The organism is Acidobacteriota bacterium (genome assembly GCA_016716715.1).
Classification (GTDB): Bacteria; Acidobacteriota; Thermoanaerobaculia; order UBA5066; family UBA5066; genus Fen-183.
In genome coordinates this window covers 38377-62398 of sequence record JADJVE010000019.1, presented here as the reverse complement: position 1 = coordinate 62398, position 24022 = coordinate 38377, and the positions used below count along the sequence as shown (strand labels likewise).

Annotated in this window: 20 protein-coding genes and 2 pseudogenes; 15 read left to right on the top strand and 7 right to left on the bottom strand. The window is 69.5% G+C overall.

Annotated elements, in window-relative coordinates; genetic code table 11:
- Nucleotides 1-53: 53 nt before the first annotated feature.
- The gene (locus IPL89_17780; protein ID MBK9065008.1) at nt 54-1025 is read right to left on the bottom strand and encodes a histone deacetylase; all 972 of its coding nucleotides are present in this window, start codon (nt 1023-1025) and stop codon (nt 54-56) included.
- 38 nt (nt 1026-1063) lie between these two features.
- Here IPL89_17780 and IPL89_17775 point away from each other — a divergent pair, with 38 nt between their 5' ends.
- Nucleotides 1064-2158: a flippase-like domain-containing protein gene (locus IPL89_17775; protein MBK9065007.1), complete on the top strand. Its 1095-nt coding sequence runs from the start codon at nt 1064-1066 to the stop codon at nt 2156-2158.
- Here IPL89_17775 and IPL89_17770 read toward each other — a convergent pair.
- Complete coding sequence (locus IPL89_17770; protein MBK9065006.1) at nt 2137-2409, bottom strand: hypothetical protein; 273 nt, start codon at nt 2407-2409, stop codon at nt 2137-2139. The two genes, IPL89_17775 and IPL89_17770, sit on opposite strands and share 22 nt — an antisense overlap.
- Before the next feature lie 121 nt (nt 2410-2530).
- Here IPL89_17770 and IPL89_17765 point away from each other — a divergent pair, with 121 nt between their 5' ends.
- The gene (locus IPL89_17765; protein MBK9065005.1) at nt 2531-3862 is read left to right on the top strand and encodes an aminotransferase class I/II-fold pyridoxal phosphate-dependent enzyme; all 1332 of its coding nucleotides are present in this window, start codon (nt 2531-2533) and stop codon (nt 3860-3862) included.
- Nucleotides 3863-4034: 172 nt separating this feature from the next.
- The gene (locus IPL89_17760) at nt 4035-4355 is read left to right on the top strand and encodes a nitrous oxide-stimulated promoter family protein (GenBank protein ID MBK9065004.1); all 321 of its coding nucleotides are present in this window, start codon (nt 4035-4037) and stop codon (nt 4353-4355) included.
- Here the strand turns inward: IPL89_17760 and IPL89_17755 are convergent.
- Nucleotides 4352-6064: a hypothetical protein gene (locus IPL89_17755; protein MBK9065003.1), complete on the bottom strand. Its 1713-nt coding sequence runs from the start codon at nt 6062-6064 to the stop codon at nt 4352-4354. The two genes, IPL89_17760 and IPL89_17755, sit on opposite strands and share 4 nt — an antisense overlap.
- Before the next feature lie 113 nt (nt 6065-6177).
- Between IPL89_17755 and IPL89_17750 the strand changes: the two genes are divergently transcribed.
- The 12 genes and pseudogenes from IPL89_17750 to IPL89_17695 all read left to right on the top strand — a co-directional run bounded on the left by IPL89_17750 (nt 6178) and on the right by IPL89_17695 (nt 18460).
- The gene (locus IPL89_17750) at nt 6178-6834 is read left to right on the top strand and encodes a cytochrome c3 family protein (protein ID MBK9065002.1); all 657 of its coding nucleotides are present in this window, start codon (nt 6178-6180) and stop codon (nt 6832-6834) included.
- Nucleotides 6831-9777 (top strand): annotated as a pseudogene (locus IPL89_17745) (TAT-variant-translocated molybdopterin oxidoreductase). The gene IPL89_17750 and the pseudogene IPL89_17745 overlap by 4 nt, the downstream one beginning before the upstream one ends.
- Nucleotides 9752-11149, top strand: a complete 1398-nt coding sequence (nrfD, locus tag IPL89_17740) for a polysulfide reductase NrfD (protein ID MBK9065001.1) — start codon at nt 9752-9754, stop codon at nt 11147-11149. Before IPL89_17745 ends, nrfD begins: the two are co-directional and overlap by 26 nt.
- Nucleotides 11150-11226: 77 nt before the next feature.
- Entirely contained in the window at nt 11227-11760 is a 534-nt protein-coding gene (locus tag IPL89_17735) for a DUF3341 domain-containing protein (GenBank protein MBK9065000.1), read from the top strand.
- Complete coding sequence (locus IPL89_17730; GenBank protein ID MBK9064999.1) at nt 11760-12428, top strand: cytochrome c; 669 nt, start codon at nt 11760-11762, stop codon at nt 12426-12428. The genes IPL89_17735 and IPL89_17730 overlap by 1 nt, the downstream gene beginning before the upstream one ends.
- Entirely contained in the window at nt 12425-13639 is a 1215-nt protein-coding gene (locus IPL89_17725; GenBank protein MBK9064998.1) for a hypothetical protein, read from the top strand. Before IPL89_17730 ends, IPL89_17725 begins: the two co-directional genes overlap by 4 nt.
- Entirely contained in the window at nt 13632-14027 is a 396-nt protein-coding gene (locus IPL89_17720) for a hypothetical protein (GenBank protein ID MBK9064997.1), read from the top strand. The genes IPL89_17725 and IPL89_17720 overlap by 8 nt, the downstream gene beginning before the upstream one ends.
- On the top strand, nt 14024-14854 hold the full coding sequence (locus IPL89_17715) for an SCO family protein (GenBank protein MBK9064996.1): 831 nt from the start codon (nt 14024-14026) through the stop codon (nt 14852-14854). The genes IPL89_17720 and IPL89_17715 overlap by 4 nt, the downstream gene beginning before the upstream one ends.
- Nucleotides 14854-15834, top strand: coding sequence for a cytochrome c oxidase subunit II (gene coxB, locus IPL89_17710; GenBank protein MBK9064995.1), 981 nt, complete (start codon nt 14854-14856; stop codon nt 15832-15834). The genes IPL89_17715 and coxB overlap by 1 nt, the downstream gene beginning before the upstream one ends.
- Nucleotides 15831-17479 (top strand): annotated as a pseudogene (ctaD, locus tag IPL89_17705) (cytochrome c oxidase subunit I). The gene coxB and the pseudogene ctaD overlap by 4 nt, the downstream one beginning before the upstream one ends.
- 73 nt (nt 17480-17552) lie before the next feature.
- A complete protein-coding gene (locus IPL89_17700; protein MBK9064994.1) occupies nt 17553-18125 on the top strand; it encodes a cytochrome c oxidase subunit 3 in 573 nt (190 codons plus the stop codon).
- A 50-nt stretch (nt 18126-18175) separates the two neighbouring features.
- Nucleotides 18176-18460, top strand: coding sequence for a cytochrome C oxidase subunit IV family protein (locus IPL89_17695; GenBank protein MBK9064993.1), 285 nt, complete (start codon nt 18176-18178; stop codon nt 18458-18460).
- A 19-nt stretch (nt 18461-18479) separates the two neighbouring features.
- Here the strand turns inward: IPL89_17695 and IPL89_17690 are convergent, their stop codons facing one another.
- The 4 genes from IPL89_17690 to IPL89_17675 form a co-directional block, all read right to left on the bottom strand.
- Entirely contained in the window at nt 18480-20399 is a 1920-nt protein-coding gene (locus IPL89_17690; GenBank protein MBK9064992.1) for a prolipoprotein diacylglyceryl transferase, read from the bottom strand.
- Nucleotides 20396-21199 carry a hypothetical protein gene (locus IPL89_17685; protein MBK9064991.1) on the bottom strand — a complete coding sequence of 268 codons (804 nt, stop codon included), beginning with the start codon at nt 21197-21199 and terminating at the stop codon, nt 20396-20398. Before IPL89_17685 ends, IPL89_17690 begins: the two co-directional genes overlap by 4 nt.
- Before the next feature lie 63 nt (nt 21200-21262).
- The gene (locus tag IPL89_17680; protein MBK9064990.1) at nt 21263-21817 is read right to left on the bottom strand and encodes a hypothetical protein; all 555 of its coding nucleotides are present in this window, start codon (nt 21815-21817) and stop codon (nt 21263-21265) included.
- 68 nt (nt 21818-21885) lie between these two features.
- The gene (locus tag IPL89_17675; protein MBK9064989.1) at nt 21886-23988 is read right to left on the bottom strand and encodes a copper-translocating P-type ATPase; all 2103 of its coding nucleotides are present in this window, start codon (nt 23986-23988) and stop codon (nt 21886-21888) included.
- Between the last annotated feature and the right edge of the window lie 34 nt (nt 23989-24022).

The following is a 24022-nucleotide window of genomic DNA, read 5'->3' as shown; positions in this document are numbered from 1 at the left end:
AGTCTAACGGGCACGAAAGGCTCTGTCAAATGAGCCATTTACGCGTGGGCCCGCTATGGCAGGCCGCCCGTCCGGTCGAGAACGCGCACGTGCGCGACCGCCGACTCGCCCAGGGCCTGCTCGTCGTACCCGCCCTCGAGAACGGACACGATCCGCCCGCCGGCCCAGGTCTCGGCGACCTCCTCCAGGGACCGCGTCATCCAGGAAAAACCCGCCGTCGTGACGCTCATCCCCCCGAGCGGGTCCCCCGCGTGGGCGTCGAAGCCGGCCGAGATCAGGACGAACTCCGGCTTGAACCTCTCCGCGAGCGTCTCGAGGGCCGCCGAGAAGCCGCCCGCGTAGGCTCCGTCCCCCGCACCGGCCCGCTGCGGCACGTTCACGATCGCGCCCCGCCCCTTGCCCGCCCCCTGCTCGTCCGCGGCGCCCGTGCCCGGGTAGAACGGGTACCGGTGGACCGAGAGATAGGCGACGCGCCCGTCCTCCCAGAAAATCTGCTGCGTCCCGTTCCCGTGGTGGACGTCGAAGTCGGCCACGAGAACGCGCGTCGCGCCCGAGTGCTCGACGAGGTCGCGCGCCGCGACGGCGATCGTGTTGAAGAAACAGAAGCCCATGGCCTGCGCGGCGAGCGCGTGGTGGCCGGGCGGCCGGGCGGCCACGAAGACGGCCGGCGCTCTCTTTTCCAGGACCGCGTCCACGGCCGCGAGGACGAGCCCCGCCGCGCGGTACGCGGCCCCGAACGTGGCGGCCGAGATCGGGTTGTCCGGGCAGTCGAACAGCGAAAACGGCGCCGTGCCGCCCGCCGGCGCCGCGTCGCACGCGGCCTTCAGGCGCGCGATGTAGGCGGGCTCGTGAACGCGCTCGAGCGCCTTCAGCGTGCGCTCGGGGTCGGGCGGGGACTCGAACCGGCGGCCCTCCTGGCGCAGCGCGTGAATCGTGGCCTCGAGCCGGCGCGCGTTCTCGGGGTGGTACGGGCCGGTGTCGTGCTCGAGAAAGACGGGATCGGTGAAGACCGGCACGTCGCGCACGCCGCAAGCGTACCGCAGGTGTGGGCTACGATCCGGCGGTGAGCTCCTCCGAAAAGGGCGGCAAGGCGGTGCGGGTGGCGGTGTCGCTCGGCCTCGCCGCCGTCCTCCTCGTGCTCTTTCTCCGGACGCTCGACTTCGCCGCCGTGGGGAAGGCGATCCGGGGCGCGCACGTGGGCTGGCTCGCCGCCGCGACGGCGTGCGGCCTCTTCGCGACGCCCCTCTTCCGTTCGTGGCGCTGGGGGCTGCTCCTCAGGAAGGCCGGGCGCCCCTCGGCGTACGACCTCAACTCGGCGACGTCGATCGGCTTCGCCGCGTCGACGCTGCTCCCCGCCCGCGCCGGCGAGATCGTCCGCCCGGTCGCCCTCGCGCGCCGCGCCGGGCTTCCCGTCGCGCCCTGCCTCGCGTCGATCGCACTCGAGCGGCTCATCGACCTCGTGACGTGCGTGTTCCTCTTCGTCGTCTACGCGGTCGGCTGGGCGCCGCAGAACATGGGCGGCGAGGCGGCAGGCCGGTTCGCGACGCTGCGCCAATTTGCGCTCCTCTTCGGCGTGGGCACGCTCGCCGGCCTCGCCGTCCTGGGCCTGCTCGCCGCGAAGCCCGAGCGCACGGACCGCTTCGTCAAGCCGTTCCTCCGCCCGCTGCCCGAAAAGATCGGCGCGCGCATCGAGGCGATCCTGCTGTCGTTCCTCGACGGACTCGGCGCCCTCGGCACCGCGAAGGACGTCGCCGTCGTCGCGGCCGCGTCCCTCGCGCTCTGGGGTCTCATCGCCACCCAGGTCTGGATGACGCTTCTCGCCTTCGACCTCGCGCTCCCCTACCCGGTCTCGTTCTTCGTCATCGCGTGGGCGATCCTCGGCCTCGCGATCCCGACGCCGGGCGGCGTGGGCGGCTACCACACGGCGGTCGCCTATGCGCTGACGGGCTTCTACGGCGTCGGCAAGGACACGGCCGGCGCGTTCGCCCTCGTCTCACACGCCCTCTCGTTCGTCCCGATCACGCTCCTCGGCCTCGCCTTCCTCCTCGCGGGAGGGCTCAGCCTGAAGTCGCTGCGCGAAGAGGGGAAGAGGGAAGAGGACTCCGAGACGCGCGCCGCCGCCGCGAAGCTGACCGGTCAGGACGCGGCCGGAGAGTAGTCGGCGCCCCACACCGCGGGATGCGCCTCGAGCATCTCGACGCCGAGGCGGAAGAAGCCGTCGGCGGCGAGCCCGCCGTGGAACACGACGCGGCAATGGCAGAAGACGCGGGTCCGCACGTTCTCCAGCTCGAACATGTCGCCCATCGGGACGTTGCGGTGGGAGCCCACGAGCGCGCCGTGGGTGTTCACGACGAGTGTCGTGCCTTTGAACCTTTCCCCTTCATGGCGCAGAGCGACCGGAATCCGCACGTCGCTGCGGGGGCTCCGACGCTGCTCTGTCCGAGGATTGGGCTCGGCCACGGGCACTCCTTGGGCCTTCGAACGTGGACCATTCTAGCCCCGGCGCGCCGCGAGGTCTAAATTCGGGGGTATGAGCACCCCCACCGCTTCCCCCGTCCTGCACGGCGCCGCGCGCTATTCCTTCTGGGACTGGTGGATCGACCGCAAGACCCGCTGGGTGCGCGACGACGTGCACCAGATGGACGAGGGCCTGTTCCGCGCGCTCGCGGCGGGCACGGGCCTGCCGGCCATCCACCAGCGCTCGACGTTCGCCTTCCGCGACGTCAAGGACGGTGCCGACCGCTTCCTCGGAATGTCCAAGGGCGGCGAGCGGCCGTACGCGCGCATCTACACGCGCCTCGGCAACCCCACGTCCGAGTACCTCGAGCGCGTGCTCTTCCGTCTCGAGGCGCAGCACGTCATCGAAAAGGCGCTCGCGGCCGACGAGACGGAGCCGACGATCGGCTGCCTCATCTTCGGGTCGGGAATGGGGGCCATCTCGACGCTCGTCCTCTCGCTCCTCAAGGCCGGCGACGCGATCCTCGCCGGCAACATCTACGGCTGCACGGACAGCCTGCTGCGCAACATGTCGAAGTACGGCGTCGAGGCCGTCTTCTGCGACACGGGCAGCGTGGCCGAGGTCGCAAAGACGCTCGAGATGCACCCGAACATCGCGGCCGTGTTCCTCGAGTCGCCCGAGAACCCGACGCTCCGGATCTGCGACATCGAGGCCATCTCGCGCCTCACCGAGGCGCGCGGCATCCCCCTCGTCGTCGACAACACGTTCTGCTCGCCGTGGCTCCAGCAGCCGTTCCGGCTGGGCGCGGATTTCGTCGTCCACTCGCTGACGAAGTTCATCAACGGCCACTCGGCGTCCATCGGCGGCGCCCTCCTCGGGCCGTTCCGGTACCTGAAAACCGACCTCTTCCCCTGGTACAAGGACCTCGGCGCGACTCCCTCCCCCTTCGACTCGTGGCTGAACTCGATGACGGTGCAGTCCCTCGCCGTCCGCCAGAAGGCACAGAGCGACGGCGCCGCCACGATCGCCGCGTTCCTGCGCACGCACCCGAAGGTCGCGCACGTGACGTACCCCGGTTTCCACGACTTCCCGCAGAAGGACATCGTCGAGAAGCAGATGCGCGACGGCGGCTCGCTCATCTCGTTCGAGGTGAAGGGCGGCGCGGCGGCCGGCGAAAAGCTGATGAACTACCTCGCCCGCAAGGACGTCCCGATGGAGCTGGCCGTGAGCCTCGGCGGCGCGATCACCTACGTGGAGCAGCCCGCGACGATGACGCACGCGGTCGTCCCCGAGGCGGACCGCCTCGCCCGCGGCATCACGCCGGGCCTGATCCGGATGAGCGTCGGGCTCGAAGGGCCGGACATCCTGATGCAGCACCTCGACACGGGGCTCTTCCGGACCTGATTTCACCCCTTCCGTATGACGCGCGTCATGCAGGGCTCTTGATGCAGGTGCATGAAAGACGCAGATTGGCGAGGTGAGACAGGATCTCCCCGTGAGCGAAGTCCCCGGCGAATTCCAGAGCGTCCTCCTCACGACGCCCCGCCTCCGCCGCGAGCAGCGGACGATCGAGGCCATGCTCCACATCTGGTGCGAGGCGCATCCGCTGCACGTCCGCGTGCGCTACGGCGGGCTCTGCGCGGGGTGCGATTCCCTGCTCGACTACGCGAGCTACCGCCTGCTGAAGTGCCCGTACGGCGAAGAGAAGCCCACGTGCAAGAAGTGCCCGATCCACTGCTACACGCGCGCCAAGCGCGACCTCATGCAGGAGGTGATGCGCTTCGCGGGGCCGCGCATGCTGCTGCGGCACCCGATCCTCGCCTACCACCACCTGCGCGACGAGAAGCGTGCGGCGCCGCCCCCGCCGAAAGCCGCGCGCCCGCTGGGCGCAACCTAGCGGGCGAAGAGCGCGTCCCGGCTCGTCTTCGGGAATTCCCTCAGGCGGCGCTCGGGCGGCGCCATTCCCGAGGGCTCGACGAGCGCGTGCGCGCGCTCTCCCGTCCGGACCCAGTACCGGAACGCCCGGACCGCGGTGTCGTACGCACGGTCGTCGCCGCCCTCCTCCACGTACCGCCGGATCTCCTCGGCCGCGGCCTCGGGGCCGAGCTCGGCCTCGGCGAGCGTCGCGTACACGAGCGTGTCGGAAAAACGGTGGCGGGCGTCGTAGATCGTGGAGGGCAGGAGAGCGACGAGAGACAGCACGGCCGCCGCTCCAGCCAGGAGGCTCACGGCGCGCCAGCGGCGAGCACGAATTTCTTCGAGTGTGAAGAGAAGAAAGAGGCCGGCGCCGAGGGCCAGCGGCCCGATCGCACCCACCCGGTAGCGGGACGTCGTCTGGACGAGGAGGCACGCCGCGAGAGGCGCAAGGACCCCGACGAGCGCGAGGGCGAATTCATCCTTTCGAAGAACGCGGCGCGTCAGCGCCGCGCAAATCCCGACTCCCCCGATGCCGAGCAGGCATGGAAAGACCGGGAGCACTCTCAGAATCTTCAGGCGCTCCCGGAAGAAGTACCAGTTCGCGTTGTCGGGCACCTCAAACCGGTTGAAGAACGTCGCGAACTTCTTCAGGAACAGCTTCGGCAGCTCGAGCGGCTGCTCTCTGTAGCCCGAGAGGACGAGCCTCGCGGTCTTCGACGTGGAGCCGCCGGCCTCCTCGAGGATCTCCTTCATGCCGGGCGGGGGGTTCGTCGTCGCGTCGGCTCCGAATCCGTTTCCCCACACGATGCCGATCGCCTGCCGCGTGTCGAAGGTCAGCGGCGGCACGCCGGCGGAAATGTTTCGCACCGCGAGGACGCCGAGGGGGAGAGAGAGACCGAGGAGACCGAAGAGAAAGACTCTGCGGCGGCGCTGCGCGCCGCCGGAAGAGTTCTTAGAAGGTGAATGGGAAGAAAGACAATAAAGAGAGAAGAGGGCGAGGGGCAGGACCGTTTGTTTCATGAGGACGGCCGCGCCGCCGAGGAGACCCAGTCCGAACGCGGCGCCGCCGCCGAGGAACATCGGCAGCGCGACGAGCAGCGTGGACAGGTGCGCGACGGGGCCGTCGCGGTAGAGGAAGAAGTCGTGGAAGACGAGGGGTCCGTAGGCGCCGTAGAGGACCCCCGCCCCCACCGCGCACCAACCGGCCGCACGCGAAGGGCCGCCGTCACCCGGCTCTTCTCCCCTCTTACCCCTTCTGAGAAAATCTTCTCCGAGTCTCTGGACCGCCGCAGCAAGGGCAGCCGAAGCGAGACACGCGAGCAGCAGCTGAAGCAGCCGCGCGGGCAAAAACGGCGATCCGAAGAGCTTTCGGAGCACCGCGAGGCCGTAGGGGTAGAGCGGCCCGGCGTAGTAGGCGTTCTTCTGGTACCAGCGCTCCCAGGTTTCCGGCGGACCGTACTCCCTCTGCCAGTTGAAGTACGCGCGGTAGGCCGGCACGTCGGCCCAGTTCCCGGCCGCGAGGCGCGCCGACCATTCGACGTAGGCGTGTTCGTCCGTCTCCGTCCAGAGGTGCCACGAGGAGAGCGGCGTCGCGAGGAGCGAGGCGAGCGCGGCCCCGCGCAATGCGAAGACGAGCGCGAAAACGGCGAACGGGGCCGCGAGACGCGCGCGTGTCGGAGACGACGGCACGATTGATTCTAGGCGCGCCCGTCGACGGGGTACGGCAACTCACTCTCAGGCGCGATCTGGTAAATTCCCGGCCTTCCCGGCCGGCGGGGCCCGGCAAAAAGAAACACAGAGTCATGCCGCAGATCTTCAATCGATCCACGAATGCAATCGCGCGGCTCTCCATCTGGGGAGCGGTGTTCGTCCTTGCCGGCGTCGCCTGGGCCGCGTCGGTCCTGAACCGTTCCGCCTACAACACGAACCAGGGCGTGACGATCAAGCAGCCGATCCCCTTCGGCCACGAGCACCACGTGGCCGGCCTCGGGATCGACTGCCGCTACTGCCACACGTCCGTCGAGAAGAGCGCTTCGGCCGGCATCCCGCCGACCGCGACGTGCATGAACTGCCACAAGCTCGTCTGGAACGACAGCCCGATGCTCGCGTCGGTGCGCGAGAGCTACCGGACGGGCCGGCCGCTGAACTGGGCGAAGGTCTACGACCTCCCGGACTTCGTCTACTTCGACCACTCGATCCACGTGAACAAGGGCATCGGCTGCGTCTCGTGCCACGGCCGCGTGGACAAGATGCGCCTGACGTACCAGCATCCCTCGCTCCAGATGGAGTGGTGTCTCGAATGCCACCGCAACCCGGAGAAGAACCTCCGCCCGAAGGACAAGATTTTCGACCTCACGTGGAAGGCCAACGACCAGGCCGCCCTCGGGGCCGCCCTCAAGAAGGAGTACGGCATCCGCTCCGCCTACGCGCTCACGAACTGCAGCACGTGCCACCGATGACCGACCACACGCACACCCCCGACCTCCGGGAACGTCTCTCCGCCGAGAAGGGCCGCGCCTACTGGCGCAGCCTCGAGGAGTATTCCGGGACGCCCGAATTCGCCGAGATGCTCGGCCGCGAGTTCCCGCAGCACGCCTCCGAGTGGGACGAGGGCGTCTCCCGGCGCCGCTTCCTCGAGCTCTCCGCCGCCTCGCTCTCCCTCGCCGGCCTCTCGGCCTGCGTCAAGCAGCCCCGCGAGGGCATCGTCCCCTACGTGAAGCAGCCCGAGGAGGTCGTCCCGGGCCGTCCTCTCTTCTTCGCGACCTCCGCGACGCTCGGCGGCTACGCGACGGGCCTCCTCGTGGAGAGCCACACGGGCCGCCCGACGAAGGTCGAAGGCAATCCGGACCACCCGGCGAGCCTCGGCGCGACGGACGCGTACGCGCAGGCGCTCGTCCTCTCTCTTTACGACCCGGACCGCTCCCAGACGATCACGCGCCTCGGCCAGATCCGCACCTGGACGAACTTCACGGACGAGCTCGCCCAGCGCGTCAAGATCCACTCCGCGCTCTCGGGCGAGGGCTTCCGCATCCTGACGCAGACCGTCACGTCTCCGACGCTCGCTTCCCAGATCCGTGCCGTCCTCGCGGCGATGCCGAAGGCCCGCTGGCACCAGTGGGAGCCGGCCGGGCGCGACGCGGCCCGCGCGGGCGCCCGCCTCGCCTTCGGGCAGGCCGTCGAGACGCGGCACGACTTCTCGAAGGCCGACGTCATCCTCACGCTCGACGCGGACCCGTTCGTCTCGGGCCCCGGCGCCCTCGCCGCCGCGCGCGCGTTCGCGCGCCGCCGGCGCGAGGCCGCGACCTCCGGGGGCACGCCCCCGCGCTTCTACGCCGTCGAGTCGACGCCGACCGCGTCGTCCACGCTCGCGGACCACCGCTTCTCCGTGAAGCCGTCCGCGCTCGGCGCGGCGGCATCCGCCCTGCACTCCGCCCTCACGGGCCGCGACGCGGGCACCGCATTCCCGTGGCTGGCCGCGGCGGCGGCCGACCTCAAGGCCGCCGGCGCGCGCGGCCTCGTCGTGACGGGCGACTACGCCCCGGCCGAGGTTCACGCCGTCGTTCACGCGATCAACGGCGCCCTCGGCGCGATCGGCACGACCGTCCTTCTCACGGGTCCGGTCGAAGCCGAGCCCGCCGACCAGCTCGCGTCGATCCGCGACCTCGCCGCCGACCTCAAGGCCGGCAAGGTCGACACGCTCCTGATCCTCGGCGGAAACCCCGTCTTCGACGCGCCGGCGGACCTCGGGTTCGCGGACGCCGTCCAGAAGGCCGCGTTCCGCGCGCACCTGTCGCTCTACGACGACGAGACGAGCGCGTACTGCACGTGGCAGCTGAACGAGGCGCACCCGCTCGAGGCGTGGACCGACGCGCGTTCTCTCGATGGAACGGCCTCCATCGCGCAGCCCCTCGTCGAGCCGCTCTATGGCGGCAAGTCCGCCCACGAGGTCCTCGCGGCCGTCCTCGGCCAGCCGTCCGCGAAGGGCGGCGACCTCGTGAAGTCGACCTGGCAGAAACAGCGCCCCTCGGGCTTCGACGCGTTCTGGAGGAAAGCCCTCCACGACGGCCTCGTCGAGGGAACGGCCCTCGCGCCGCTGGCCCTCGCGCCAAAGGCGCCGGCCGCCTCCTTGCCGGCCTCACCGGTGCCGGCGGGTTCGTTCGAGCTCGTCCTCCGGCCCGATGCGGGCCTCTTCGACGGCCGGTTCGCGAACAGCGGCTGGCTGCAGGAGATGCCGAAGCCCCTCACGAAGCTCGTGTGGGACAACGTCCTTCACCTCTCGCCGAAGAGCGCGGAGTCGCTCGGCCTGAAGAACGAGGACGTCGTCGCGGTCGAGGCCAACGGCAAGACGATCGAGCTCCCGGTCTGGATCCTCCCGGGCCAGCCCGACGGCGTCGTCACCGTCCACCTCGGCTTCGGGCGCACGCGCGCGGGCCGCGTCGGGAACGGCGTCGGCGTCGACGCCTACCCTCTCCGGACGTCGGCGGCGCTCTGGAACGCGACGGCGACGCTGAAGAAGACCGGCCGCACGGCCGAGCTCGCCTCCACGCAGCAGCACTTCAACATGGAAGGCCGGCACCTCGTCCGGACCGGCACGTACGAGGCGTACCGAAAGGACCCGGAATTCGCGAAGAAGATGGAGGAGGTCCCGGAGATCTCCCTCTATCCCGGCTGGAAATACGAGCAGCACGCCTGGGGCCTCGCCGTGAACCTGTCCTCCTGCACGGGCTGCAGCGCGTGCGTCGTCGCCTGTCAGGCCGAGAACAACATCCCGACCGTGGGCAAGGACCAGGTCCGCCGCGGGCGCGAGATGCACTGGCTGCGCATCGACCGCTACCACGAAGGGACTCCGGAGAATCCGGCCGCGCACAACCAGCCGGTCATGTGCATGCACTGCGAGAAGGCCCCGTGCGAGGTCGTCTGCCCCGTCGCGGCGACGACCCACAGCGACGAAGGCATCAACGAGATGACCTACAACCGCTGCATCGGGACCAAGTACTGCTCGAACAACTGCCCCTACAAGGTGCGGCGGTTCAACTTCTACGACTACAACAAGGACAAGCACCTCCCCGTCCTCACGCTCCTCGCGAACCCGAACGTCACGGTCCGCCAGCGCGGCGTCATGGAGAAGTGCAACTACTGCATCCAGCGCGTGAACCGCGCCCGGATGGCCGCCGAGAAGGAAAACCGCCGGGTGCGCGACGGAGAGGTCGTGACGGCCTGCCAGCAGGCCTGCCCGACGGAGGCGCTCGTCTTCGGCGACCTGAACGATCCCTCGTCGCGCCGCGAAGATGCGCAAGGACCCGCTCGAGTACCCGCTCCTCGCCGAGCTCAACACGCGGCCGCGGACGACCTACCTCGCGAAGCTCACGAACCCCAATCCGGCGCTCGGGGGGAGGGTCTGATGTCAGCGAACGTGGATCGTCCCCCGTCATCGCGCCCGGCTACACGCCGGCCACCGTCACGGACAAGATCAGCGCCGTCGTCCTGAACAAGACGCCGAAGTGGTGGTTCCTGGGCTTCGCCGTCTCGTTCATGGCGATGCAGCTCCTCCTGATCTCGATGGCGAAGCTCCTGCTCGTCGGCGTCGGCGTCTGGGGCATCAACATCCCGGTCGGCTGGGGCTTCGACATCATCAACTTCGTGTGGTGGATCGGCATCGGCCACGCCGGGACGCTGATCTCGGCGATCCTCCTCCTGCTCCGCCAGAAGTGGCGCACGTCGATCAACCGCTTCGCCGAGGCGATGACGCTCTTCGCCGTCGCGGCTGCGGGCCAGTTCGTCCTCTTCCACACGGGCCGGCAGTGGCTCGCGGCGTACTGGCTCTTCCCGTACCCGAACACGATGGGCCTGTGGCCGCAGTTCCGGAGCCCCCTCATGTGGGACGTGTTCGCGGTCTCGACGTACGCGACGATCTCGGCCCTCTTCTGGTACGTGGGACTCATCCCCGACCTCGCGACGCTCCGCGATCGCTCGAAGCACCTCGCGGGGAAGATCGCCTACGGGATGCTCGCGATGGGCTGGCGCGGCTCGGCGCGGCACTGGCACAACTACGAGGTCGCGAGCCTTCTCCTCGCCGGGCTCGCGACGCCGCTCGTCGTCTCCGTCCACACGGTCGTGAGCTTCGACTTCTCGGTCGGGATCATCCCGGGCTGGCACGCGACGATCTTCCCGCCCTACTTCGTCGCGGGCGCCATCTACTCCGGCTTCGCGATGGTCATGACGCTCTCGATCCCGCTCCGCAAGCTGTTCGGGCTCGAGGACTTCATCACGATGCGGCACCTGCAGAACATGGCGAAGGTCATGCTCGCGACGGGCCTCATCGTGGCGTACGGCTACGCGATCGAGATCTTCATGGCGTGGTACAGCGGCAACGGCTTCGAGCAGTTCATGATGAAGAACCGGATCATGGGCCCGTACGGCTGGATCTGGTTCGCGCTCATCCTCTGCAACGTCCTGACGCCGCAGCTCCTGTGGCTCCGGAAGGTCCGCAACTCGGTCGCGACGCTGTTCGTGATCTCGATCGTCGTGAACATCGGCATGTGGTTCGAGCGCTTCGTCATCATCGTGACGAGCCTTCACCGCGACTTCCTCCCGTCCTCGTGGGACATGTACACGCCGACGAAGTGGGACTGGTCGTTCTACATCGGGTCGCTCGGCCTCTTCTTCTCGCTCATGTTCCTCTTCATCCGGTTCCTGCCCGTGATCTCGATCTTCGAGATGCGGACGATCGCGAAGGGCGACCCCGAAGACAAGGCGGCCGGGGGGCACGCGTGAGCCTCTTCCGCCGCTTCTTCCCGCGCCACGTCGCCCCCGGCGTCGGCAAGCCCGGACCGCGCGAGGGAGGCGGGGAGCTGCCGCCCCACCTCTACGGCGTCATCGCCGAGTTCGCGGGCTCGCCCGCCCTCGTCCAGGCCGTGCACCGCGCGCGCGCGGAGGGCTACGTCGTGATGGAGGCCTACACGCCTTACCCGATCGAGGAGCTGAACGACGCGATCGGCCACGGCCCGTCCCGCGTGCCGCTCCTCGTCCTGATCGGCGGCATCGTCGGCGGCCTCGGCGGCTTCTTCCTTCAGTACTGGGCGGCGGGAATCGCGTACCCGCTCAACATCGGCGGCCGGCCGCCGAACAGCTGGATCGCGTTCATCCCGATCACGTTCGAGTGCACGATCCTCGTCGCGGGGATCTCGGCGGTCCTCGGGATGCTCGTCCTGAACGGCCTCCCGATGCCCTACCACCCGGTCTTCGGCGTGGACCGCTTCCAGCTCGCGTCGCGCGACAAGTACTTCCTCATGATCCTCGCGCGCGACCCGAAGTTCCGCGCGGGCGACACGTTCCGGTTCATGGAGACGCTCGGCGGCGTCCACGTGCAGGACGTGGAGGACTGATGCGCCGCGCGCTCCTTCTCCCTCTTCTCGCTCTCGCGCTCGGCGGCTGCCGCGACGACATGCACAACCAGGCAAAGACGAAGCCGCTGCGCGAGTCTCCGTTCTTCGCGGACCACAGCTCGGCCCGGCCGCTCCCGGAAGGCGTCGTCGCACGCGGGTTCTTGCGCGCCGACGCGGCGCTCTACCGCGGCGTCGGCGAGGACGGCAAGTTCGTCCTCGACCTCCCCGTCCCCGTCACGAAGACGCTCCTCCTCCGCGGGCAGGAGCGCTTCAACATCTTCTGCTCGCCGTGCCACGGCCGGACGGGCGACGGGCAGGGCATGATCGTCGCGCGCGGCTTCAAGAACCCGAGCACGTTCCACGTCGACCGCCTCCGCAACGAGCGCGCGGGCTACTTCTACGACGTCATGACGAACGGCTTCGGCCAGATGTCGAGCTACGCGTCCCAGATCACGCCGGAAGACCGCTGGGCGGTGGTGGCCTGGGTGAAAACACTGCAGGCTTCACAGAACATGCCGAAGGAATTCCTGACGAAAGAAGATGGAGATTTCTTAGAAGGTAAGAGCGGGGAGGCGGCCGCGCATCAGGCGGCAGGCGAAGCTCCGACGGCCCCTTCGCCCCATTCACCTTCAAAGAAATCTTCCTCCGAAAGCAGCGAAACCCGATGACTGAAGCTCACCCGCAAAAGGCTCTTCGCGCGGCCGACTGGGCGCCGCCCGCCGCCGATCTCGCGCGCGTCGGCCGGATCGCCCTCGTCGTCGGTGCCGTCTTCGCCGTCGCCTCCGCCGCCGGCTTCGTCGCGAACCCGGTACAGTTCTACCGTTCGTACCTCGTCGCCTTCTGCTTCGTCCTCGGCGTGACGCTCGGCTCTCTCGCCATCGAGGCTCTCCACCACATGACGGGCGGCGCCTGGGGTCTCGTCATCCGCCGCATCCTCGAGGCCTCGTCGCGCACGCTGCCGCTCGTCGCCCTCTTCGCGGTGCCGCTCCTCTTCGGCCTGCGCCACGTCTACCCGTGGGCCGACCCGGCGCGCGTCGCGACGGACGAGATCCTCCACCACCGCGCCGCGTACATGAACCCCACGGGGGTGATCCTCAGGCTCGCGCTCTGCTTCGCCGTCTGGACGGCCTTCGCGTTCGCCCTCTCCCGCCTCTCGAAGAAGCAGGACGACGCTCCCGCCGCCGGCCTCGAGCGCCGGATGCAGCTCGTCGCGGCGCCCGCGCTCGCGATCTACTGCCTCCTGATCTCGGTCGCGTCGATCGACCTCCTCATGTCGACCGACCCGCACTGGTTCTCGGCGATCTACGGGATCTACGTCGTCGGCGGACAGGCGATCTCGGGGATGGCCTTCACGCTCCTCGTCGCGCTCTTCCTCGCCAGGCGCGAGCCGTTCCGCGCCGCCGTCCAGCAGCGGCACGTGCACGACTGGGGCAAGCTGCTCTTCGCGTTCACGATGCTCTGGGCGTACTTCTCCGTCTCCCAGCTCATCATCATCTGGTCGGGCGACCTCCCCGAGGAGATCACGTTCTACAAGGCCCGCGTGACGGGCGGCTGGATGGCCGTCTCGCTCGCGCTCGCGCTCTTCCAGTTCGTCGTGCCGTTCGTGTTCCTCCTCTCGGCGAACTTCAAGAAGCACCTCGGCCGGCTCTCCGTGATCGCCGGTCTCCTCCTCTTCATGCGCGGCGTCGACCTGTTCTGGCTCGTCGCGCCCGCCTGGCACCCTCAGGGCCTTTCGATCCACTGGCTGGACGCCGCGCTGCCCGCCGCCCTCTTCGGTCTCTGGCTCGCGGCTTTCGCGCGCGAGCTTGCAAAGCGCCCGCTCCTCCCCGTCAACGACCCGGCCCTGCCGGCCGCGATGGAGGTCCACGCCCATGGCTGAGAACCGCGGCGTCGACTCCGAGCTGAACTTCAAGGCCGTCGCCCTGTCCGCCATCGTGCTGCTCGCCGTGACGGCCGCGGCCTTCGTGCTCATGTGGGGCGTGGCCATCTGGCAGAAGAAGCGCCTCGTCGCCCAGGACCCGCCGCCTCCCGTCCTCGCCGAGGCGCGCGTCAGGAGCCTGCCGGCCGGAGTGCTCCTGCAGGACGACCCGGAGAAGGACCTGAAGATCCTCCGCGCCCGGGAGGACGCCGTTCTCTCGAGCTGGGCCTGGGCCGACCCGGCCCGCACGCACGCCCGCGTTCCCGCCGACCGCGCGCTCGAGATCGTCGCCGCGAAGGGCTTCCCGCCCCGCACGGCGCCGCCGCCCGCGCCGGAGGTGAAGAAGTGATCCGTTCCGCATCGTTCGCGCTTGCGTTCGCACTCGCTTTCTCCGGCGAGCTCCGCGCGACCGCGCCGGGCGCGCCGCCCGCCGAGGCGCCGCTGCCGGCTCCGCCCGTGAAGGACATCGGCTTCGACCAGAAGATCGGCGACCTCGTACCGCTGGATCTCGCGTTCCGCGACGAGGCGGGCAAGACCGTCCACCTGCGCGACTACCTCGGGAAGAAGCCCGTCGTCCTCTCCCTCGTCTACTTCGACTGCCCGATGCTCTGCGGGATGACGACCGACGGCCTCGTGCGCAGCCTGCGCGCGCTGCGCATGAGCGTCGGAACCGAATTCGACGTCCTCTCCGTCAGCTTCGACCCGCGCGAGACGTCGGAGATGGCGTCGGTGAAGAAGGGTCCGGTCATGCGCCAGTACGGCCGCAAGGGCGGCGCGGAGGGCTGGCACTTCCTCACGGGCGACAAGGCGTCCGTCGACGCGCTCACGAAGGCCGTCGGCTTCCGGTACGTGTGGGACGCCGAGCAGAAGCAGTTCGCGCACGCGACCGGCGTCCTCGTTCTGACGCCCCAGGGCCGCATCGCGCGCTACTTCTTCGGCATCGAATACCCGGCGAAGGACCTCCGCCTCGGCCTCATCGAGGCGTCCGAGGAGAAGCTCGGCAGCGTCGTCGACCAGCTCCTCCTCCTCTGCTACCACTACGACCCGAAGGTGGGCCGCTACACCGCCACCGTGCGCAACTTCCTGCGCGGCGGCGCCGTCCTCACGATCGCCGCCGTCGCCGGGCTCGTCCTCATCCTGCTCAAGCGCGAGAAGCGCCGGACGGGAGCGGCCTGATGCCGAACATCCCGGACTCCCCGCTCTTCCCCGTGCAGGGCTCCGACATCGCGCGCTCGGTCGACCACCTCATGCTGTTCGCCCTCGGCGGGCTCGTCGTCTTCTCGACGCTCATCGCGGTGCTCGTCCTCGTCTTCATGGTCAAGTACCGCCGCAAGCACGAGGGCGAGGTCGGCGAGGACGTCTACGAGACGAACCCGAAGTCGCAGATCCTCGAGCTGATCTGGTCCGTGATCCCGCTCGGCCTCCTCCTCATCCTGTTCGGGTGGGGCACGAAGGTCTTCTTCGACCAGAACCGTCCCCCGGCCGGCGCCGCGCAGTACTGGGTCACGGGCCGCCAGTGGATGTGGAAGATCCAGCATCCGAACGGCCGCCGCGAGATCAACGAGCTGCACGTCCCGCTCGGGCAGGCCGTCCAGCTCCGCATGATCTCCGAGGACGTCATCCACGATTTCTTCGTGCCCGCCTTCCGCATCCACGTGGACGTCCTTCCCTCGCGCTACACGACGTACTGGTTCAAGGCGACGAAGACGGGCGAGTTCCACCTCTTCTGCGGCCAGTACTGCGGCGTCGAGCACTCGAAGATGGTCGGCAAGATCGTCGTGATGGAGCCGCGCGCGTACGAGGCGTGGCTCGCGGGCGAGCCCGCCGGTGGCGCGCAGCCGGCCGCCGCCTCGGGCGAGCAGCTCTTCGTCGCGAAGGCCTGCAACACCTGCCACCGCCCGGACAGCTCGGCCCGCGCGCCGATCCTGAACGGCCTGTTCGGCACGCAGGTCACGCTCCAGGACGGCACGAAAGTGGCGGCGGACGAGAACTACGTGCGCGAGTCCATCCTGAATCCGGCCGCGAAGATCGTGCAGGGCTACCAGCCCGTCATGCCGACCTTCAAGGGCCAGGTCACCGAGGAGGAGCTGATCCAGCTCGTGAACTACGTGAAGACGCTCAAGGCGGCAGACGGCGCCGCGGAGGCCCGGAAATGACGACGTCGCCCAATCCGGTCCCCGCCGAGTTTCCCCGCACCCACTACCTGAACGCGGCCTACGGCCTCAAGTCGTGGCTCTGGACGCGCGACCACAAGCGCATTGCGCTGCTCTATCTCGTCTCCGTGAGCGTCTTCTTCGCGCTCGGCGGGCTCATGGCGGTCCTGATCCGCATGGAGCTCGCGACGCCGGAGGGCGACTTCTTCCAGCCCGACGTCTACAACCGCCTGTTCACGATGCACGGCGTGTTGATGATCTTCTTCTTCCTCATCCCGGGCATCCCGGCGGTCCTCGGGAACTTCCTGATCCCGCTGATGATCGGGGCGAAGGATCTCGCCTTTCCGCGCATCAACCTGCTCTCGTGGTACCTGTACACGATCGGCGGGGCCTTCACGCTGTGGGCGCTCCTCCACGGAGGCGTCGACACGGGCTGGACGTTCTACACGCCCTCTCGACCAACTACGTCAACACCTCGGTGCTGATGGTCGGCCTCGGCATCTTCATCGCGGGCTTCTCGTCGATCCTCACGGGCCTCAACTTCATCGTGACGATCCACCGGATGCGCGCGCCGGGCCTCACGTGGTTCCGGCTCCCCCTCTTCGTGTGGGGCCACTACGCGACGAGCATCATCCAGATTCTCGGGACCCCCGTCGTCGCGATCGCGATCCTCATGGTCGCGGCCGAGCGCGTGCTCCACATCGGGTTCTTCGACCCGAAGCTCGGCGGCGACCCGGTCCTTTTCCAGCACCTGTTCTGGTTCTACTCGCACCCGGCCGTGTACATCATGATCCTGCCCGCCATGGGCGTGATCTCGGAGCTCGTGGCCGCGTTCTCGCGCAAGCCGATCTTCGGCTACAAGTTCGTCGCCTTCGCCTCGATCGGGATCGCCGTCCTCGGCTTCCTCGTGTGGGGCCACCACATGTTCGTGGCCGGGCAGTCGATCTACGCGGGCGTCGTCTTCTCGGTCCTCTCGATGCTGGTCGCGGTCCCGTCGGCCGTGAAGGTCTTCAACTGGACGGCGACGCTCTACAAGGGCTCCATCTCGTGGGACACGCCGATGCTCTATGCGCTCGGCTTCATCGGCCTCTTCACGATCGGCGGCCTCACGGGCGTCATGCTCGCCACGCTCGGGATCGACGCGCACGTGCACGACACGTACTTCATCATCGCCCACTTCCACTACATCATGGTGGGCGGCGCGATCATGGGCTACCTTGGCGGCCTCCACTTCTGGTGGCCGAAGATCACGGGGCGCCTCTACCCCGTCTTCTGGTCGAAGCTCTCCGCGCTCGTCATCTTCATCGGGTTCAACGTCACGTTCTTCCCGCAGTTCATCCTCGGCTACCTCGGGATGCCGCGGCGCTATCACACGTACCCGCCGGAGTTCCAGGTGCTGAACGTCATGTCGTCGGCCGGCGCGACGATCCTCGGCATCGGCTACCTCATGCCGCTCGTCTACTTCATCTGGTCCATGCGCTACGGCCCGCGCGCAACCGCGAACCCATGGGGCGCGACCGGCCTCGAGTGGCAGACGACCTCGCCGCCGCCGGTCGAGAACTTCACGTACCCGCCCGTCGTCACGGCGCCTCCGTACACGTACGAGGCCCGGCCCGCGGCCGGAAAGGAGGCCCGCCTTGGCGCATGACGCGCACGGCCCCTCCGACCTCGCCCACCACTTCGACAGCTACGAGCAGCAGAAGGAGTCCGCGACCCTCGGGATGTGGACGTTCCTCGTCACGGAGATCCTCTTCTTCGGCGGGCTCTTCGCGGCGTACAGCCTCTACCGCTCGCTCTACCCCGAGGCGTTTCGCGCCGCGAGCCACTCGCTCGACATCCGGCTCGGCGCGTTCAACACGGCCGTCCTCATCGGGAGCTCGCTCACGATGGCGCTCGCCGTGCGCGGCGGGCAGACCGGCAAGCCGAAGACGACGTTCGCGATGCTCCTCGGAACGCTCCTCCTCGGCTCGACGTTCCTCGCCGTGAAGGCGGTCGAGTACGCCGACAAGTTCACCCACCACCACGTGCCCGGCCCGTCCTTCCACTTCGAGGGGCCCGACGCGCCGCACGCGCAGCTCTTCTTCAGCCTCTACTTCGGGATGACGGGCCTCCACGCCCTCCACATGGTCATCGGCGCCGCGATCCTCGCCTTCATGCTCCGGCCCGCCCTCCGCGGCGCCTGGACGCCCCGGAACCACAACTTCCTCGAGGGCTTCGGCCTCTACTGGCACTTCGTGGACCTCGTCTGGATCTTCCTGTTCCCGCTCCTCTACCTCATCGGACGGCACCACTGATGGCGCATCCCGAGACTTCCGCTGCCTCGTCCGCTCACGCCCCGCACGTGATGCCTCTCTCGACGTACTTCCTCGTCTTCGCCGCGCTCATGGTCGGCACGGCGGCCACGGTCGGAGCGGCGTACGTCGACCTCGGCTGGGCGAACAACGCCGTCGCGCTCGCGATCGCGATCGCGAAGGCGACGCTCGTCGTCCTCTACTTCATGCACGTGAAGGAGAACTCGCGGCTCATCCCCGCCGTGATCTTCTCCGGCCTCTTCATGCTCCTCATCCTGTTCGTCAACCTGCTCGCGGACTACGGCACGCGCGGCTGGCTCGGGGTCGAGGGGCGCTGAAAAGACCCGCTTCCCGCCGCTAGACCAGCCGCGCGAAGCGGCGGTTCGAGCGCGGAAAGTCGACGCCGAGGGCGAACCATGTCGCCGCGGCGAACGCCACGCCCGCCGCGAACGCGGCCGCCGAGGGATCCGGCGCGGGCGTCGGGACCGTCGAAGCCATGCACGTGGCGACGGCGCCTGCCGCGGCGGTGCCCGCGGCGATCCACTGGTAGAGGCGCAGGCGCGCGAAAACCGGCGTCTGCGGCTCGCCGCGCCGGGACTCTTCGACGAACCGGCCGAGCCCCGTCAGAAGCAGGTACACGCCGACGATCACGGGCAGCGGCGCGCGCGCCGCCCAGAGCCGCGCGCCGAGCAGCGCCGGCACGACGTTCCAGAGGATCGAGTAGAGCGGCGTCGGGTGCAGCGGGACGCCGCCGAGATCGGACAGGCGGCAGACGCGCGAGCGCGCGTGCAGGTACCGGATCCCGACCTCCGGCGATGCGGGCGCGCCGTGGCAGCAGCCCTGCACGAGGCAGCGCACGCGCCCCGCCGCCTGGATCCACGGGGCGGCGACGGCGAACGCTCCGAGGAGCAGCCACGCGTCGGCGCCGAGCGTCAGGCGCGCCGCGAGGCAACCGAGGACGACGCCGAGGACGCCGCCGTAATACCCGTAGGGCCGGAGGAGGCGCGGCGAGCCCTCGATGAACTGCGCCCAGAGGCCCGCGCCGACCAGACCCGCGCACGCGACGAGCAGGACGGCAGGCACGGCGCCCTCCCCGGCGAGAGACGCGGCGAGGCCGACGCCGGCGAGCGTCCCCAGCGCCGCCCAGCCGCCGTGGTTGATGACGCGCACCGAGCCGAAGTTCCACTCGCGCCAGGAGTTTGCAAGGCGTTCGGCGCCGCTTCGGAGCGCTTCCCACACGGCCGGCAGGCGGAACACGAGGAACGCAGCGGCGATCCCGCCCGCGACGTCGGCCACCGTGTGCATCCCGGTCGTGACACAGCTGAGGGTGATCGCAGCGGCCCAACCCCACGCGAGCGCCCCTGCCCGCCCGAACCGCCGCGCCCAGACCGGCGCCGCGAGCAGCGCCCACGCGACGTGGAAGGACGGGAACGCGCAGGCCGGCGAGTCGAAGCGCCGCTCCAGCGCGAGGAGCGCGCCGAGCGGTCCCTGCGGCTCGAACGGCCGCGGCGGCGCCGCGACCGGCAGAACGAGCCACAGGAACACGATCAGGGCCGTCGCCGCCCATCCCCGCACCATGAAGCGGCGGAGGTCGGTGCGCGTCGCTGCCGCGAGCGGCGCGAGCGCGACGAACAGGTACGTCGAGGCGTAGACGAGCTCCGTGCTCTCCCACACCGGCCACGCGGTCTCGCCGCGCAGGAGGAGCACGACCGCGTCCGGCGCGACGCCGAGCGCCTGCACCGCCTCGTACAGGACGAGCCACGGCAGGAGGACGAGAGCGAACGCCGAGAGCCGGTCCGCCGGAGACGGGCGCGCCCCGCCCCAGCCGGGCAGGCCGAGGAGAGGGCGCGGCCGCTTGCCGAAGCGCGCGTCGAGGTCGGGCGCTTCGTAGCCGAGGACGAGCGCCGCCGAGCCGAGGGCGGCCGCGGGAGTCACCAGCCACAATCCCGCGGCCGAGCCCGCGCCTGTCGCGCAGCCCGCGCACGCGACGACGAAGCCGAGGTAGATCGGATGGGCGACGAGCGCGTACGGGCCGCGCGAGACGAAGACCGGCGGCGGGTACGCGTTCATCGGGAGCCCGCGCCCCCAGAGCGCGAGGGCCGCCGTCGCCCAGAGGACGAGCGCGAGCCCCACCGCCGCCGCGGCCCAGCCGAGCGGCGACTCCACGGCGGGCAGGCTCACGTTCGGCGCCGCCGCGCGCGCCCAGAGGACGAGGAGGGCGGGGAGGACGATGGCGAAGAGAGAACCGTAGAGGACCTTCCCGGCACGCTCGTTCATGTCCTGAACCTCACGACTTCGTGAATCGCCCAGCCCTCGACGGCCGGCGCGCCGAAGCATTCGAGAACGCCCCGCGTCCGCCACTTGGTCTCGTGGACGGCGCGCGCGCGACGAAAGAGACGAAGAAGGAGAGAAAGAGGAAGATCTCTTAGAAGGTCGGAGACGCGGCCGGCGCGCAGCGACAACCGGCTCGCCGAAGGGAGCCGAATTCTTCCCCCTTCAAAAGAAATCTCTTCGTCCGAAACCCCCGCTTCCCGCGCTTCGATCCCGTCCACGAACACCCACGTGCGCGAGCGTTCCGGCGCCTGCCAGTCGATCCAGACGACGAACCGGTCCGGAGACAGGAACCGCCCCCATCGCAGCGTCTCGAGCGGCAGCCTCCAGGGCGGCAGCGTCATCTCGAGGCGCTCGGCGTAGCCGAAACCGCGGATCTCGCGCGAACCGATCCGTACGCCGGCCCGCGCGCGCGGGAAGAGGCAGGCCCAGACGACCGACCCGTCGGGGCAGTCGTAGAGCGTCCGAAGGAGCGCAGGCGCGTCCGCAGTCCACGTCCCCTCGATGTCGAGCGCCGGCGCCGCCCACGCGAGGGAGCCCGTTCGCAGGACCGGCTCCTGTTCGGACCTCATGATCGACGCAGTCCGCGTCTCGTGAGCCCCGCCGGTCAGGGCCGCGGCGTACGAGACCGCGAGCCGCCTCCAGCGCAGGTTCGCGCGATAGCCGATGAAGACCTCGCCGTCATCCCCCACCGCGTCGAAGTACCACTTCGAGAGCTCGAAGTTCGGCTTGCGGACGGCTCCCATGACCGAAACGTGGGGCCCGGGGACGCGGAAGTCCTCGGGATTTCGCAGGGAATTTCCGGCCGGCTAGCTGTACAGCTGCTCCCGCGGCGGGCGGACCGTCACGTCGTCCGGGTGATCGCGCGCGACCTTCTGCACGACGAGGCAATTCCAGCAGACCGGCGCGTGCGTCTTGAAGAGCTCGGGCAGCGCCTCGGGCGGCACGTCCGGCCATGCCAGGAATGCGCCGTCCGGAGCGCGCAGACCCGGACGCTGGTCCGCCCACGCCACGTCGTGAATCGGCTTGCCACAGCAGACACAGCCCTTGTCCTCGTACCAGCGCGCCACGAGAGTCCGCACGAGGCACTCGCCCGGCCCCCTCTCGATCTGGCGGAGGCACTCCTGCCCGCAGTCCTTCTTCTCGGGCCAGCGCGAGCACTCCGAGAGCTTGAGGTGCGGGTGTCCGGCCAGCGAGCCGGCCGCGGCGCCGAGCGCACTCACGCGCACGGCCGCGGGCTGCTCGTTTTCCGGGCACGTGATGAGGCGTCTCTGCCTCCACGCCCACCACGTGCGCAGCAGCACGACGCCGCCTACGACGAGGGCGAAGAGGGCGACCAGCAGCGCGGCCTGGGTCATGGACATGGGACACCCCCGGGTTCAGCTTCGGCTCGGCCGGGGGCCGGCGGCCATGATGCGCCGGAATCAGGCGTCTAGAGGCGGACGCTCCGCAGGCGCAGCGCGTTTCCCACGACCGAGAGCGAGCTGAACGTCATCGCGGCGCTCGCGAGTACGGGCGACAGGAGGAGGCCGAAGGCCGGGTAGAGAACGCCCGCGGCCACGGGGACGCCGACGACGTTGTAGACGAACGCGAAGAACAGGTTCTGCCGGATGTTGCGGAGCGTCGCGCGAGAGAGCCGCACGGCCCTCGGGAGCGCGGCGACGTCGCCGCCCACGAGGGTCGCCGACGAGCTCTCGATTGCCACGTCCGACCCGGTCCCCATGGCGATCCCGACGTCCGCGCCCGCGAGCGCGGGCGCGTCGTTCACGCCGTCTCCCGCCATCGCCACGCGCGCGCCGGACGCCTTCAGGCGCGCGACGGCGTCGGCCTTGCCGGCCGGCAGGACGCCCGCCACGACCTCCTCGATTCCCGCCTCGGCAGCGACGGCGCGAGCCGTCGCCTCGGCGTCGCCGGTGAGCATGACGACGCGGAGACCCAGCGCCTTCAGGTCGGTAATCGCGGCTTTCGCAGAAACCTTGAGCGGGTCGGCCGCGGCGAGGAAGCCCGCGGGCTGGCCGTCGACTGCGACGAAGAGGACCGTGGCCGCCTTTCGCCTCCATTCGTCTGCTGCCTCCAGCATCTCGCGAGGGAAACGCCGCTGAAGATCTTCTTCGAATAGTGAAAGGGAACCGAGCTGGACGTGGCGTTCGTCCACCTTGCCCTGGATGCCCTTGCCTGGGAGAGAAGAGAATTCCTTTGAAGGTGAAAGAGTCAGGCCCGCGGCCTCGGCTGCCCCGGTGACGGCCGCCGCGAGGGGGTGCTCGCTCGCGCGCTCCAGCGAAGCGGCCAGCCGCAGCAATTCACTTTCATCGAATGCGCCGAAGGCGCGGGTCTCCACGATCTTCGGCTTCCCCTCCGTGAGCGTCCCCGTCTTGTCGAGGACCATCGTGTCGCACTGCCCGAGCGTCTCGAGCGCCGCCGCGTCGCGGAAGAGGACGCCCGTCTTCGCGCCGCGGCCGATGCCGACCATGACGGACATCGGCGTCGCGAGACCGAGGGCGCACGGACACGCGATGATGAGGACCGCGACGGCGTTCACGAGCGCGTGCGGAAGGCGCGGCTCGGGGCCGAAGATACCCCAGGCGAGCGCCGTGACCGCCGCGGCCGCCACGACCGCGGGCACGAAGATCCCCGCGACGCGGTCCGCGAGGCGCTGAACGGGGGCGCGGCTGCGCTGCGCCTCGCCCACGAGCGCGACGATTCGCGCGAGTACGGTGTCGGCCCCCACGCGCTCGGCGCGCATGAGGAAACTGCCCGTGCCGTTGAGCGTCCCTCCCGTCACCTTCGCGCCGGGCCCCACTTCGACGGGCATCGGCTCGCCCGAGAGCATCGACTCGTCGACGGCGCTCGCGCCCTCGGTCACGGCGCCGTCCACGGGCACGCGCTCGCCGGGACGCACGCGCAGGACGTCGCCCTTCATGACCTCGTCGAGCGGGACGTCGACCTCGGCGCCCTTCCGCACGACGCGCGCCGTGTCCGGCGCGAGGCCGAGCAGCTCGCGGATCGCCCCGGAGGTTTTCGCGCGGGCGCGGAGCTCGAGGACCTGCCCGAGGAGGACGAGCGTGACGATGCCGGCCGCGGCCTCGAAGTAGACGTCATGAACCGGGGAATGAAGAGGAAGAGAAGAATTTCTTTGAATGGGTAAGAAGGCCTGCGCCGTCCGGACCAGGCTGTACAGGTATGCCGCGCCGGTCCCGAGGCCAATGAGCGTGAACATGTTGAAGTTCCGCGTCTTCAGAGAAAGCCAGGCGCGCTCGAAGAACGGCTTCCCGCACCAGAGGACGACCGGGGTTGCGAGGGCCAGCTGGACGAGCAGGTTGAGGCGCGGCGGGACGCCTTCGAAGAGCCGCAGCCCGGCCATCGCGCTCATTTCGAAGAAAAACAGCGGAAGTGTCAGCCCCAGCGCGACGCGAAAACGCTTCGCCATGTCGTCCAGCTCGGGATTTCCCTCATTTCCCGTCGCGACGGCCGGCTCCAGCGCCATCCCGCAGATCGGACACGCGGCCGGCACGTCCGACACCACCTCGGGGTCCATCGGGCAGATCCACTTCGAGGAAGAAGAAGAAAGA

Excerpts from the sequence above, each read along its gene's own strand:
- IPL89_17725 (MBK9064998.1), top strand. The coding sequence starts at position 12,425 with ATGACTGAAGCTCACCCGCAAAAGGCTCTTCGCGCGGCCGACTGGGCG.
- IPL89_17760 (MBK9065004.1), top strand. The coding sequence starts at position 4,035 with ATGCTCCACATCTGGTGCGAGGCGCATCCGCTGCACGTCCGCGTGCGC.
- IPL89_17765 (MBK9065005.1), top strand. The coding sequence starts at position 2,531 with ATGAGCACCCCCACCGCTTCCCCCGTCCTGCACGGCGCCGCGCGCTAT.
- IPL89_17695 (MBK9064993.1), top strand. The coding sequence starts at position 18,176 with ATGCCTCTCTCGACGTACTTCCTCGTCTTCGCCGCGCTCATGGTCGGC.
- IPL89_17680 (MBK9064990.1), bottom strand. The coding sequence starts at position 21,817 with ATGTCCATGACCCAGGCCGCGCTGCTGGTCGCCCTCTTCGCCCTCGTC.
- IPL89_17720 (MBK9064997.1), top strand. The coding sequence starts at position 13,632 with ATGGCTGAGAACCGCGGCGTCGACTCCGAGCTGAACTTCAAGGCCGTC.
- coxB (MBK9064995.1), top strand. The coding sequence starts at position 14,854 with ATGCCGAACATCCCGGACTCCCCGCTCTTCCCCGTGCAGGGCTCCGAC.
- IPL89_17700 (MBK9064994.1), top strand. The coding sequence starts at position 17,553 with ATGTGGACGTTCCTCGTCACGGAGATCCTCTTCTTCGGCGGGCTCTTC.
- IPL89_17730 (MBK9064999.1), top strand. The coding sequence starts at position 11,760 with ATGCGCCGCGCGCTCCTTCTCCCTCTTCTCGCTCTCGCGCTCGGCGGC.
- IPL89_17675 (MBK9064989.1), bottom strand. The coding sequence starts at position 23,988 with ATGGACCCCGAGGTGGTGTCGGACGTGCCGGCCGCGTGTCCGATCTGC.
- IPL89_17750 (MBK9065002.1), top strand. The coding sequence starts at position 6,178 with ATGCCGCAGATCTTCAATCGATCCACGAATGCAATCGCGCGGCTCTCC.
- IPL89_17690 (MBK9064992.1), bottom strand. The coding sequence starts at position 20,399 with ATGAACGAGCGTGCCGGGAAGGTCCTCTACGGTTCTCTCTTCGCCATC.
- IPL89_17685 (MBK9064991.1), bottom strand. The coding sequence starts at position 21,199 with ATGGGAGCCGTCCGCAAGCCGAACTTCGAGCTCTCGAAGTGGTACTTC.